The organism is Pseudomonas asturiensis (genome assembly GCF_900143095.1).
Lineage (GTDB): Bacteria > Pseudomonadota > Gammaproteobacteria > Pseudomonadales > Pseudomonadaceae > Aquipseudomonas > Aquipseudomonas asturiensis.
In genome coordinates this window covers 46,890-60,021 of sequence record NZ_FRDA01000010.1, presented here as the reverse complement: position 1 = coordinate 60,021, position 13,132 = coordinate 46,890, and the positions used below count along the sequence as shown (strand labels likewise).

Genomic DNA, 13,132 nt, shown 5'->3' with positions numbered 1-13,132 from the left:
GCTCATCTGAGAAACCGAATCGCTGGCAATCCGCCTCCCACAAAAGCCATCGGGAGCGAGCTTGCTCGCGAAGGGGCCGGTGTGTTCAGTCGAAGGGTTGCGTCTGGAAGTCAGCCTCCGCGGACAAACGGAACTGCATTCGATGTGGGCGCGGGAGTGGACTTGTCCACGAAAAGGCCAGCACATCCGACAGAGATGTCGCGCCTGACACGCAGCCTTCGCGGACAAACGGAACGCCAGCCGGTCCGCATCCCACATTGAGCGCGCATCCCTTGCTGGGGCTGTGTGTGCTGCGAGGCAGCGCGCGTTGCGTCACGTCTGCTTTCAGTGACGCAATAATTTGCGCAGCGGGACGCCGTCTTTCATGACCGGGGATTTGATGACGATGTAGCTGAAGTACTTGGAGATGCCGATGTTCTTGTCCAGCAGCTCCTCGATCACTTCCTGATAGTGCTGGATGCTGCGGGTCATGAAGCGCACCAGGTAGTCATAGCCGCCACTGATCAAGTGACACTCCAGCACCTCATCCACATGGCGAATGTTGGCTTCGAATTTGGCGAAGTCTTCGCGCTTGTGGTCGCTGAGGGAGATTTCCGTGAATACAGTGACCGACTCAGTGATTTTCGCCAGGTTCAGGTGCGCCTTGTAGCTGGAGATGTAGCCCGCCGACTCCAGGCGTTTGACACGTTGCAGGCAGGGGCTTGCTGACAGCCCGACGGCATCGGCGAGGCTGACGTTGGTCATGCGCCCGTCTTTCTGGAGTTCTACCAGGATATTGATATCAATCCGATCCAGTTTGACCAAGCCTTCCATCTACCTACCTCGTTTTGTGCCGTTCTCAGTGCCTACCTTCTAGCAAAATCAGCGCCGTAAAGACAGCTGATGCTGAGCGACCAGATCAGCCATGCTGCTGATGCAGATGTCCGCCGCGCACGGCTGGCGGTGTTGCGCCCGGTCTCTGCGGATCAGACAAAGACCGCCATCGCTCAATGCTTTGGCGGGCGGACGCGATACCCGCAGGGTCTCGCCGGGGTCCAGATCCATCTCGGCAAGCCATTGCGGATCGTCCAGTGGATGGGTGGTCAGCGACAGCAGACTGTCGGGCTCCAGCCCCAGACGCTCGCAGAGCAGACCACGGTCCTGCAGGTCACGGTCGGCATACACCAGCAACCGGTAGAACTTGCGCAGATAAAGCATGGCACCGGGTGCGTCCTCGAACAGCGTCCAGTTGGGCACCGAACGAGCGAAGGTCATGCCCTCTTCCCAACTGGTCCTGATGCCGAGCCGCTCGGCCAGGTGGCGGTGTGCAAAACACAACAGGCCACTGAACCCCAGCTCGTCGAAGCGCGGATAGAGCGTGCCGATGACCGCTTCGAACCCGGCCATCACGACGTCCCTGTCAGGTGCGCGCGGCGCGTTGTCCAGCAACGGCTGCAAGGCGCTCCAGACACCGGAGTCGCGATCCACCAGCACTTCATCACAATCGATCAGCAAGGCGCGGTAATCAATAAGCCCCATGGCAGGCAACGTCTCCTTTCCAACAGTTGAACCTCAGCGCCCGACCGCGGCATCTTGCGACACCACGACCGGAGCCCGGCTCAGTTGGATTTCAATACTCGTGCCAGAGCGGCGTCGAGGATGGTCAGTGCTTCGTCGATCTGCTGCTCGGTGGTCACCAACGGTGCCAGGAAGCGCAACACGTTGCGGTAAACGCCGCACTTGATCACCAGCAGTCCGCCCATGCGGACCTGATCAATGATCTTCGAATTGAGGTCTGCATCGGGGCTGCGCTCGGCATCATCCTTGACCATCTCAATAGCCAGCATGAAACCGGTGCCGCGCACGTCGCCGATAAAGCTGTAGCGCTCTTTAAGCTTGAGCAGTCCGGCCCGCAGGCGCTGCCCCAGTTGCTCGCCACGGGCCAGCAGATTTTCCTGTTCGTAGGTGTCGATCACCGCCAGCGCTGCGGCGCAGGACAGCGCATTACCGCCATAGGTGCCGCCCAGCCCGCCCGGAAGTGGTGCGTCCATGATCTCGGCGCGGCCGACCACACCCGACAGCGGCATGCCGCCGGCAAGGCTCTTGGCAACGGTGACCAGGTCAGGCTGGATGCCGGCGTGTTCAAAACCGAACCACTTGCCGGTACGACCGAAGCCGGTCTGGATTTCATCCAGAATCAGCACGATGCCATGCTGCTCGGTCAGGGCGCGCAGCGCTTTGAGGAACTCGACCGGCGCGGTCAGAAAACCACCGTCGCCTTGTACAGGCTCGATGATGATCGCCGCAACACGGTCCGGAGCAACCTGGGTCGCCAGCAGCTCATGCAGCGCGGCCAGCGCCATCTCGCTGGTGACACCGCGATACGCGTTTGGGTACGGGGTATGGAACACCTCGGGCGCCATCGGCCCGAAGTTCTGTTTGTAAGGCTGGCTCATGCCGGTCAGCGTCGTACCGAGCAAGGTGCGGCCATGAAAGCCGCCACGGAAAGAAATGATCGCCGGGCGATTGGTGTGAGCGCGGGCGATCTTCACCGCGTTTTCCACCGCCTCGGCGCCCGAGGTAAAGAACACGGCCTTATGATCGATGCCACTCTGCCCGGCCACCAGCAGACTCAGGCGTTTGGCCAGGTCCACGTAAGGCTGGTAGGAGACCACCTGAAAGCAGGCATGAGTGACTTTTTCCAACTGCCCCTGGATGGCCTTGACCACGTTCGGGTGGTTGTGGCCGATGTTCAGCACGCCGATGCCGCCCACGAAATCCAGATAACGCTTGCCATCGACGTCCCACAACTCGGAACCCTGCGCACGGTCGATGACCAGTGGATGGGCCGTGACAATGCCGCGCGGCACGAATTGATCGCGCTGATGCAGCAGATGAGGTGTTTCATCGATTTTGCTGTTCATGGTTTTACCTATAGTGAGCCAGGCAACCGGCAGGTGGCTGCGATGGTGTTCAGATTAAGCGTTCGGCGAAACGATCTAAGCCGAACTTGACCGCCCAGACGTCCATATCCACTGTTTTTTGCCTCGCAAACGGCAGATTCCTTCAAGCCGCCGAAGGCCGGTTAATCTGCCGCAAAACGCTCTTTTTCAGCGCGTAGCGTGCTTGGGAATAGACCTTTCAACAGATCGTGCTTCGTACTTGCGGCAAGATGGAGCCCCACTTTCATACTCAGGAAAAGCCCATGCCCGCCTTCCTCTACAAAGCCGATCCTGCACGCGCCGAACGCTGGCGAGTGCTGTTCGCCGAGCACGCGCCAGACATCGAATGGCGGGAATGGCCACACATCGGTAATCCGGACGACGTTCACTATCTGGGCGCCTGGCTGGCACCGGATGATCTGCAGACGTTACTGCCGAATCTGAAGGTGCTGTTCGCCCTGTCGGCGGGTGTCGATCAACTGGACCTGAGCCGCATTCCGGCATCGTTGCCTGTCGCGCGTCTGCTTGATCCGGGCATTGGCCGGGGGATGTGCGAATACGCGACCTTCGCGGTGCTGAGCCTGCATCGCGACATGCTGCGCTATCGGCAACAGCAGGTAGAAGGACGCTGGAAGGCACATCCACTGACGCCTGCTCACCAACGTCGGGTGGGTGTGATGGGCCTGGGCCTGCAAGCGCAGCAGATTCTGTCGGCGCTGAAACCATTCGGTTTCAAGCTGTCAGGCTGGGCGCGCAGTGAACATCACGTCGAGGGCGTGACCTGCCACGCAGGCGAAGCGCAACTGCCAGCCTTTCTCGGCCAGTGCGACATTCTGCTGTGCGTACTGCCGTTGACCGGACAAACCGAAGGCATCCTCAATGGCACGCTGTTCGAGCAATTGCCTCCCGGTGCCGCGCTGATCAACATGGGCCGTGGCGGGCATCTGGTGGAACAGGATCTGTTGGCGGCGCTGGACAGCGGCCAGCTCAGCGCTGCGGTGCTGGACGTGTTGCAACAGGAACCAGCACCGGCCGATCATCCGTTCTGGGCACACCCGAACATTTTGCTGACGCCACACGTGGCGGCCATGACCCAGCCGGAAAGCGCGTTCCCGGGGCTGCTGGACAATATTCGACGCTTCGAGCGTGGCGAAGTCATGAAGGGTCAGGTGGATCGCGGCCAGGGTTACTGAACCACGAGCCGCTTCGCTTACCGACAGGCATGAAGGGTTTGTCTTACAATGGCGCTCGTTCAACCGAGAGCCTTGTCATGACCCGTACCGCCGCCCCGCGCAAACCCCGAGCACGCAGCCAGGCCAGGATCGACTCGATTCTGGACGCGGCCCGTACGTTGCTGGCGTCGGAAGGAGTGGCCAGCCTGTCGATTTACAGCGTGGCGGAGCGTGCGGGTATTCCGCCGTCCTCGGTCTATCACTTCTTCGCCAGCGTACCGGCGTTGCTTGAAGCCCTGACGGCAGACATCCATGCAGCCTTTCGCGCCTCCCTGCAAGCCCCTATCGAACATGATTCGCTCGACAACTGGCGAGACCTGTCGCGGGTGGTGGAGATGCGCATGCTGGACATCTACAACGCCGACGCCGCCGCACGCCAGTTGATCCTGGCGCAGCACGGCCTGACCGAGATCAATCAGGCGGACCGTCAGCACGACATTGAACTGGGCCACTTGATGCTCGAGGTGTTCAACCGCCACTTCCACCTGCCCGCGCTGCCGGACGACGTGGACGTGTTCGCGCTGGCCATGGAGCTAGGCGACCGGGTGTATGCCCGGTCGGTGCAACTGCACGGTGAGATTACCCCGCGCATGGCGGTGGAAGGGATGCGGGTGTTTGATGCGTATGTGGGGTTGTACTTGCCGGTTTATTTGCCGAAGAGATCTGTTTGAGAGCCCTTATTGACGAATGGTGGCCACTTCACTAGACGTCTGGGCATAAGTTTCTATCCTTCTGTTCGCAGCGTTCAGCAAAGTCCGATTCTCATCAAACGCTGCTTGGCTGAAGCCTGGCTTTGACCGATTTGCATCCATATATTCGTTATTCAGTTTTCTGTATGCGGCCTCCCGAAGCGTTGCTCGGGCATCGAGTCGTCCGAGCAGATAAGGATCTGCCCCAAGCAAACTGTTGGTAACAGCAAAACTTTCCATTGCAGACTCATATTCCCTTTTTGCTTTTTTGACCTTGGCGGCTCCATCATCCCGTAGCGCATTGCGCTTTCTGGACCGGCCTGGTTTCGCAACAGAAGGCGAGGTTACATTGACTTCGGAAGACGGTATTGGCTGAGTGGGTGATCGCGAGGCAACAGAGGCTGTACTGGCAACCGTTGATGAAACGGGAACCCCGTTGCCCACTCCGGGAACGGCGTGCCCTGCAGGTAATGACCCCATCACTCTTGGCAGCGAAGAATGTTCAGCCCCAAAAACCATTGCGCGCTTGGCAGGCTGCATCTTAAGTAATGCTGAATACCCGAGCATATGCCCTGTCGGGTCATCAAAATTAACCGGATCACCCTCGCAATACGCATACGCATTCAACCCTCCGTCCTCAAACGGACTCAAACTGTCGGGGCTGTTGAACCGCATCAACACCGGATTGAACGCGCGGTAACCATTGCCCAACAGGTAATGCCCGGTCACCGGGTCGCACGGTTCGCCATTGAAGCCCGGCACAAAGGTCTGGTCGCTCTCGACGGGGTGATGCCCGTAAGGCGTGTACGCCAGCGATTCCAGCCCGGCACCCAACAGCCTCTGGAGCACGGAGCGGTGTTGATCCGTCGCCAGCATGTTGGTAGAGGCCTCGCCTTGCGCACGCTGCTTTTGAGCCAGCAACACAGCTTCGTGCTGGACAAGACGACGCTGCACATCGCCCTGAATTTCAATCGCCAAACGGTTCTTCTGATAGAACCACTGCACCTCTGTATCTGTCGCGGGGGCGCTGGCGGTGAGTCGATCCAGCGCGTCATAGCGATAGCGGCAAAGTGCGGTCTGCGCTGAAAAGCCCATGTCCGGCCCTCCAGAAGAATGGATCACCAGCATCCCGCAATCCTGGCTCGAACCGTACCTGACAGAACTGCTAGCCCGGACGAAAAAAACCCCGAAGGGTCGTCACCGTTCGGGGTCGGGTGTTGAAGCCTGATCACAGCTTGGCGATCGAGACCTCGGTGGATTTGACGAAGGCAATCACTTCGCTGCCCACAACCAGTTCCAGTTCCTTGACCGAACGGGTAGTGATCACGGATGTCACGACGCCGGACGCAGTCTGCACGTCGATTTCGGACAACACATCACCGTGGACGATTTCCTTGATGGTGCCTTTGAACTGGTTACGAACGTTGATGGCTTTGATAGTCATGGCAGGTCTTCCTTTGGGGGATCGGGGTTAAGTGGCCCAGCGCAATTGCGTGGGCAGTGGTGAAGAGGGTTCGGGCTCAGGCGGTGAACCGGGAACGGCCAGTACCTGATTGAGCACCTGGGTTTCAAGTGCAGCTAAACGATGCGAGCCACGGGCTCTGGGACGGGGCAGATCGACCGTCAGGTCGAGGCCGATACGCCCTTCTTCGATCAGAATCACGCGGTCGGCGATAGCAACGGCTTCACTGACATCGTGGGTCACCAGCAGCACGGTGAAGCCATACTGGTGCCACAGTTTTTCGATCAATTGCTGCATTTCGATACGCGTCAGCGCGTCCAGCGCGCCGAGGGGCTCGTCGAGCAACAGCAGGCGCGGCTTGTGGATCAAGGCCCGTGCCAGTGCAACACGCTGCTTCTGACCGCCCGACAAGGCTGCCGGCCACTCATCGGCGCGCTCGGCCAGGCCAACCGCCTCAAGGGCTTCGAGAGCCTGCCCGCGCCAGTCGCCGCTCAGGCCGAGCCCGACGTTGTCGATGATCTTTTTCCACGGCAGCAGGCGGGCTTCCTGAAACATCAGACGGGTGTCTTCGCGGGCATCGCCAAGGGGTGCAGAACCGGCCAGCAACTCGCCCTGGGTCGGGCTGTCGAGCCCGGCCAGCAAACGCAGCAAGGTGCTTTTGCCGCAGCCGCTGCGCCCCACGACCGCCACGAATTGCCCGGCCGGGATGTGCAGGTCAATGTCCTTGAGCACTTCGCGCGAGCCAAATGTTTTTTTCAGGTTCTGGATCGCCAGCGGAATGCCTCGAAGCAGGTGCGCCGGTTGTTGTTTCAGATTGCTCATGCGGCACCGCCTTTACTGACTTGATAAGCCGGGTGCCAGCGCAGGCAGACCCGTTCCAGACCTCGCGCGGCCAGGTCGGCCAGTTTGCCGAGCACGGCGTACAGGACGATCGCCAGCACCACGATGTCGGTTTGCAGAAACTCACGGGCATTCATCGCCAGATAGCCGATGCCGGAGCTGGCCGAGATAGTTTCCGCCACGATCAGCGTCAACCACATAAAGCCCAGCGCGAAGCGCACACCCACCAGAATCGAGGGCATGGCGCCTGGAAGAATCACATGGCGAAACAGGCTGAAGCCGGACAGCCCGTAGCTGCGCGACATTTCCACCAGCGCCGGGTCGATGTTGCGGATGCCGTGGTACGTGTTCAGGTAGATCGGGAACAGGGTGCCCAGCGCCACCAGAAAGATCTTGGCGGTTTCATCGATGCCGAACCACAGAATCACCAGCGGAATGAGCGCAAGGTGCGGCACGTTGCGAATCATCTGCACCGAACTGTCCAGCAGGCGCTCGCCCCATTTGCTCAGGCCGGTAATGAAACCCAGCGCCAGACCGATGCCACCCCCGATGGCAAAACCGATACCGGCGCGCCAGCCGCTGATCGCCAGGTGGGTCCAGATCTCGCCACTGGCAATCAACTGGACGCCCGCCTCGATGACCGCGCTCGGCGCCGGAAGAATGCGGGTCGACAGCCAGCCTGCGCTGACCGACAACTGCCAGACCGCCAGCAGCAGGACAGGCAAAGCCCAGGGTGCCAGCCGATGGGTGATGCGTTGCGAAGCACTTAGGCTCATGGAGTGGTCTCCTCGAAGGGCCTGTCGATCACTGTGCTTGAGCAACAGCAGCAGGTGGCGTCCAGACCACGTCAGCAATGCTGAGCGGCTTGGGGATCAATTTGAGCTGGTAGAAGGTGTCGGCGATCTTCTGTTGAGCTGCCACCACCGGCGGCGTGATGAACAACGCGCCGTAGCCCTGACGCTTGACCGAAGTCAGTGTGATGTCGGCTGGCAGACCCAGCAAAGGCGCGACCTGTTTAGTGACTTCCTCAGGGTTGGCTTTGGACCATTCACCCACCGCGCGCACCTCTTCGATCAGCGCCTGAATCACTTTCGGGTTTTTCTGCGCGTAGGGCTTGGTCGCCAGATAGAACTGATGGTTGTCGACAATGCCGGATCCGTCTTTGAGCGTGCGCGCCTGCAGTTGTTTCTCGGCGGCGGCCTGGTAAGGGTCCCAGATGACCCACGCATCGACACTGCCACGCTCGAAGGCGGCACGCGCATCGGCGGGCGGCAGGAACACGGTCTGAATATCGGAATACTTCAGGCCCGCATCTTCCAGTGCGCGCACCAGCAGGTAATGCACGTTGGAACCTTTGTTAAGGACGACCTTTTTGCCTTTGAGGTCCTTGACCGAGGTGATTGCAGAATCCTTGGGCACCAGAATCGCTTCACTGGTCGGCGCCGGCGGCTCGTAAGCGACGTAGAGCAGATCGGCACCGGCCGCCTGGGCGAACACTGGAGGCGTTTCACCAGTGACACCAAAGTCGATCGAGCCGACGTTCAGGCCTTCGAGCAACTGCGGGCCACCGGGAAATTCTGTCCACTGCACCTTGACGCCCTGCTCGGCCAGACGTTTCTCCAGCGAGCCCTTGGCCTTGAGCAGCACCAGCGTGCCGTATTTCTGATAACCGATACGCAGGTCCTCGGCCTGAGCCTGGCTCAAGGCACCGATCGTAACCGCAGCAGCCAACAGAGCAGCCAGACCTCGACGCAAATTAACAGTGCGCATGGCGCGCTCCTTTGGTGAATATCGACATGGCGTGAATCGCCGGAATGGAGTGACAGTAACAGTGATTTTTTATATCTATAAATCTCATTTATTCATTTGGTTATTCCGTAAATGAATATAACAAGATGCTATGAGCCCGTGCCTGTTCCGACCTCTCGCAACACGCATACCGCGGGAGGCGGCTTGCCGGCGATAGCGTCGGTTCAGGCGCGAACACCCATAAAAAAGGGCCGATAAATCGGCCCGAATAACCCCACGCTTGGTAATCAGGAATCAACGATTGGGCTGAGGCGTCAGGCGCAGGTAAGGCGTGACGGCTGTGTAGCCCTTGGGAAAGCGCTGCTTGATCTCTTCTTCATCCTTGATCGACGGCACGATGACCACATCATCGCCGTCCACCCAGTTGGCGGGCGTGGCGACCTTGTAGTTGTCGGTCAATTGCAGTGAATCGATGACCCGCAGAATTTCATGAAAGTTACGCCCCGTGCTGGCCGGATAAGTGATGGTCAGGCGCACTTTCTTGTTCGGGTCGATCACGAACAGCGAGCGCACGGTCAGCGTGTCGTTGGCATTGGGATGGATCAGGTCGTACAGATCGGACACCTTGCGGTCCGCGTCAGCCAGGATCGGGAAATTGACCTGGGTGTTCTGCGTGGTGTTGATGTCGTCGATCCACTTGATATGCGAATCGACCGGGTCCACCGACAGCGCAATGGCCTTGACGCCGCGCCTGGCGAACTCGTCTTTCAATTTGGCGGTGAAACCCAATTCGGTGGTGCAGACCGGCGTGAAGTCGGCGGGGTGGGAAAACAAAACACCCCAGCTGTCACCCAGCCATTCATGGAAGCGTATACGGCCCTCACTGGATTCTTGCTCGAAGTCGGGGGCGATATCGCCAAGTCGCAGTGTCATGGTGCAGCTCCTGTCTTGTTCGATTGAGTCTTTCAGTCAAGACCACTGTGCCTGCTCGTGAAGTAATTTAAAAAGAATAGATATCGCTTTGGATAGATCGATAATGAATATCAAAAAACAGGCAAAAGAAACCCCGCACGGGGCGGGGTTTCCTTGACGCTCAGTACACTTACATGAAGTTGTAGGTGTAGTTGAAGATCACACGAGCCTGATCGGCGTTCGTCGAGTTGTTCAGGCCGTCTTCAGCACGGTAGGTGCCGTAACGAACGGTAGTGCCGAAACCCTTCAACGGACCGCTCTGCAGCACGTAGTCTACGCGCATGTCGCGTTCCCACTCGGAGTACTCTTTACCAAAGGCAGTCGTGCCACGAGCACCTTTGATGTCATCACCGTGCAGGTAAGCGATTGCAGCTTTCAGGCCTGGAACGCCCAGCTTGGCGAAGTCATACGAGTACTGACCGAAGGTGGTGTTTTCACCGGCACGGTTGAAGCCGTTGATCATCGAGTCAGTGAACGAGTAGAAGCTTGCGCCGCCGTTGCCTTCAGGACGACCGCGGCCGTCAACAACGTTGCCCTGGTTCAGGAACACCAGGCCGCCGTCGTCGCCGATCTGTTGGTGACCCACCAGGAATGCGTGACCGCCCAGGGTGTACGTGAACATGGCAGACCAGGTCTGGTTGTCAACTTCACCGGTGGTTTTTGCGTAACCGCTGTTGTTGTTGAAACCGTAGCCAGCGGTGTTGCTGCTGTTCTTGCCATCGGAGCTGCTGTTGAAGTAACGCAGGTCAGTCTTGAACGTCTGGTTGTCAGCGATCGGGTAAACGTGAACCAGGCCCAGGAAGTGCTGCTTGTAGAAGTCTTCCAGGTTCGCGAAGTAGTACTGCAGGGTCAGGTCTTTGGTGACCTTCCAGTCAGCACCGGCGAAACGGAAGTGATCGCTGCCTTGGGTGGCACCGGCAACGGACAGGTCAGCCCAGTTGCTCGACGCACGACCGCTGGACTTGGTCAGTTGACCGCCAGTGATGGTGAAGTTGTCCAGGTCCTTGGACGTAACGATGCCGCCTTCGAACGCCTGAGGCAGCAAGCGACCGTCGTTGCTGACCAGGATCGGCAGGTTTGGAGCCAGAGCGTTACCGACTTTCAGCTCGGTTTTGGAGAAGCGCACCTTGGCGTTGGCACCGGCACGGCTCCAGTCGCTGACCGAAGAACCGTCAGTGTCAGTAGGCACAACGGTGTTGGCTGTGGATGCCGAATGGTGATCAATGCCGCCACCCAGATGCAGGCCCATGACAGCTTGCAGATCGAGGCCGAAACCAACGGTGCCTTGCGTGTAGCCAGACAGGTAGTCGAACTTCAGGCCAGTCGCGGTTTCGCGCTGGTCGGAAGCACGAACGCCTTCGCGCAGGTCGTTGTTGAAATACAGGGTACGAGAACTGATGGACGCTTTGCTGTCTTCAAGGAAACCAGCTGCACCGGCCTGCTGAGCCAATACACCAACGGTTACGGCCAGGGCCAGGGTGGACTTCTTCATTGCTACGCTCCTCGTGAATCTAATTTTTTATGTCCAGAATGCCGGGCTTTGCCCTGACTTCCGGATTCGCGATAGGCGACAGTCCCGACCCTGAGGTCAATGGTTTCTGAACGCCACGACTGCTTGACTAGACCGCGTATGTCAGTGCAGCAAGGTAGTGAAAACCCTTCAGGTCCAAAAGGAATCATTTATCTGATCCTAAGAACCTTTCGGCATATGTCACAACTCGTGTCACAAAGACGTCACGGAGTGTATCGACCTAATTCGCTAATTCCCAAAAAATATTTTGCGACCGTTCGTCAGATCGTCGGGTTTTGAGCCATCACTTAGCCACATACCGACTGGCCAGTCATATCCCGCGAACACAAAACCTGAAGATCTCGTGCTCAAACCCCTTATAAATCGGGTACTTCGCGGAGAATAAGCACCTAATGTTACAGTTGTCACCACATTGACGTTTCCGATGGAAACACCGGTGAAGAAATAAAAATAATCGTTTTTTGAGGTTCAACACGTTCATTTTTACCCCTCGCATGACCGCTCGAACGGTTAAGACGATGAACCAAATGGGCTTTTAGCGGTCTCGCCGACCTGTGCGCGAGCCGATTGGCCGATGCGAGACAGTTTCAGGTGTGCCTCACAACGCTTAACTCCCCACCAGAAGGACGCAAAACCCTTCATAAGCTAATGCTTAAATGTTATTTATTTAGCGTTTCTTAGATCATTTAGCCTCCGCTTTCAGCCAATTCCCGGCCCGCCTGATTCGGAGCACCGCCATGAAACTGCACTTCTCCCTGCGCCTGTTGACGGCGCTGTCGCTGACCGGTGCGGCCTTTATCGCCCAGGCGGCCGACTTCACCGTGGCCTACCAGACCACCGTGGATCCGGCCAAAGTGGCTCAGTCCGATAACGCGTACGAAAAGGCCACCGACTCGAAAATCGCCTGGCGCAAGTTCGAGAATGGTGCTGACGTGATCACCGCGATTGCCTCCGGCGATGTTCAGATTGGCTATCTGGGCTCAAGCCCGTTCACCGCTGCAGCGACACGCAAGCTGCCGGTGGAAACGTTCCTGATCGCCACCCAGATCGGCGCGGCAGAAGCGCTGGTGGCGCGCAACGGGTCGGGGATCAATTCTGCGCAGGACCTGATCGGCAAGAAGATCGCCGTGCCGTTCGTGTCCACCGGGCACTACAGCCTGTTGGCCGCGCTCAAGCACTGGAATATCGATCCAGCCAGGGTGACGATCCTGAACCTTGCCCCACCGGCTATTGCTGCGGCATGGAAACGCGGTGACATTGATGCGACCTATGTGTGGGACCCGGCGCTGGGCGTCGCCAAGGAAACCGGCAAAGTGCTTATAACGTCCGGCGAACTGGCCAGGGTCGGCGCACCCACGTTCGACGCCTGGATCGTGCGCAAGGATTTCGCCGCCAAGCACCCGGAGGTGGTCAGCGCCTTCGCCAAAGTCACCCTCGACGCCTACGCACAGTATCGTCAGGACCCAAATGCCTGGATCGCCAACGCCGCCAACATCGACAAGCTGACCCGCCTCTCCGGCGCGAAGGCGGCGGACATTCCCGGCCTGCTGCAGGGCAATGTCTACCCGCTGGCTGCCGAGCAGACCGCGCTACTCGGTGCGCCCACCATTGAAGCGGTGACCAAAACGGCTGCCTTCCTCAAAGAACAAGGCAAGGTCGACGCCGTGCTGCCCGACTACTCGCCTTACGTGACGGCTACATTCATCGCACGCTGATCAGCCCTGAAGGAGCCAAAG

General features: G+C 58.8%; 13 protein-coding genes. 3 read left to right on the top strand and 10 right to left on the bottom strand.

The genetic code is table 11. From position 1 onward, the window contains the following. Nucleotides 1-324: 324 nt before the first annotated feature. The 3 genes from BUB69_RS17855 to gabT all read right to left on the bottom strand — a co-directional run bounded on the left by BUB69_RS17855 (nt 325) and on the right by gabT (nt 2,903). The gene (locus tag BUB69_RS17855) at nt 325-813 is read right to left on the bottom strand and encodes an Lrp/AsnC family transcriptional regulator (protein WP_002555947.1); all 489 of its coding nucleotides are present in this window, start codon (nt 811-813) and stop codon (nt 325-327) included. A 48-nt stretch (nt 814-861) separates the two neighbouring features. Then, the gene (locus BUB69_RS17850; RefSeq protein ID WP_073169046.1) at nt 862-1,518 is read right to left on the bottom strand and encodes an HAD family hydrolase; all 657 of its coding nucleotides are present in this window, start codon (nt 1,516-1,518) and stop codon (nt 862-864) included. 80 nt (nt 1,519-1,598) lie between these two features. Then, the gene (gene gabT / locus BUB69_RS17845; protein ID WP_073169044.1) at nt 1,599-2,903 is read right to left on the bottom strand and encodes a 4-aminobutyrate--2-oxoglutarate transaminase; all 1,305 of its coding nucleotides are present in this window, start codon (nt 2,901-2,903) and stop codon (nt 1,599-1,601) included. 281 nt (nt 2,904-3,184) lie between these two features. Here gabT and BUB69_RS17840 point away from each other — a divergent pair, with 281 nt between their 5' ends. Both BUB69_RS17840 and BUB69_RS17835 read left to right on the top strand, forming a co-directional pair. Then, nucleotides 3,185-4,114 carry a 2-hydroxyacid dehydrogenase gene (locus BUB69_RS17840; protein WP_073169042.1) on the top strand — a complete coding sequence of 310 codons (930 nt, stop codon included), beginning with the start codon at nt 3,185-3,187 and terminating at the stop codon, nt 4,112-4,114. A gap of 77 nt (nt 4,115-4,191) precedes the next feature. Then, a complete protein-coding gene (locus tag BUB69_RS17835) occupies nt 4,192-4,824 on the top strand; it encodes a TetR/AcrR family transcriptional regulator (RefSeq protein WP_073169270.1) in 633 nt (210 codons plus the stop codon). 6 nt (nt 4,825-4,830) lie between these two features. Here the strand turns inward: BUB69_RS17835 and BUB69_RS17830 are convergent, their stop codons facing one another. The 7 genes from BUB69_RS17830 to BUB69_RS17800 form a co-directional block, all read right to left on the bottom strand. Next, a complete protein-coding gene (locus tag BUB69_RS17830; protein WP_073169040.1) occupies nt 4,831-5,970 on the bottom strand; it encodes an RHS repeat-associated core domain-containing protein in 1,140 nt (379 codons plus the stop codon). Nucleotides 5,971-6,070: 100 nt separating this feature from the next. Then, the gene (locus BUB69_RS17825) at nt 6,071-6,286 is read right to left on the bottom strand and encodes a TOBE domain-containing protein (protein WP_002555770.1); all 216 of its coding nucleotides are present in this window, start codon (nt 6,284-6,286) and stop codon (nt 6,071-6,073) included. A 27-nt stretch (nt 6,287-6,313) separates the two neighbouring features. Continuing rightward, complete coding sequence (ssuB, locus tag BUB69_RS17820) at nt 6,314-7,126, bottom strand: aliphatic sulfonates ABC transporter ATP-binding protein (protein WP_073169038.1); 813 nt, start codon at nt 7,124-7,126, stop codon at nt 6,314-6,316. Next, the gene (gene ssuC, locus BUB69_RS17815) at nt 7,123-7,920 is read right to left on the bottom strand and encodes an aliphatic sulfonate ABC transporter permease SsuC (protein WP_073169036.1); all 798 of its coding nucleotides are present in this window, start codon (nt 7,918-7,920) and stop codon (nt 7,123-7,125) included. Before ssuC ends, ssuB begins: the two co-directional genes overlap by 4 nt. 28 nt (nt 7,921-7,948) lie before the next feature. Beyond that, complete coding sequence (locus BUB69_RS17810; protein WP_073169034.1) at nt 7,949-8,914, bottom strand: sulfonate ABC transporter substrate-binding protein; 966 nt, start codon at nt 8,912-8,914, stop codon at nt 7,949-7,951. Nucleotides 8,915-9,187: 273 nt separating this feature from the next. Beyond that, entirely contained in the window at nt 9,188-9,826 is a 639-nt protein-coding gene (locus BUB69_RS17805; RefSeq protein WP_073169032.1) for a peroxiredoxin, read from the bottom strand. 169 nt (nt 9,827-9,995) lie between these two features. Beyond that, nucleotides 9,996-11,357: an OprD family outer membrane porin gene (locus BUB69_RS17800; RefSeq protein WP_073169030.1), complete on the bottom strand. Its 1,362-nt coding sequence runs from the start codon at nt 11,355-11,357 to the stop codon at nt 9,996-9,998. A 776-nt stretch (nt 11,358-12,133) separates the two neighbouring features. On the opposite strand from BUB69_RS17800, the gene tauA reads away from it, so the two are divergent. Continuing rightward, on the top strand, nt 12,134-13,111 hold the full coding sequence (gene tauA, locus BUB69_RS17795) for a taurine ABC transporter substrate-binding protein (RefSeq protein WP_073169027.1): 978 nt from the start codon (nt 12,134-12,136) through the stop codon (nt 13,109-13,111). Nucleotides 13,112-13,132: the final 21 nt, after the last annotated feature.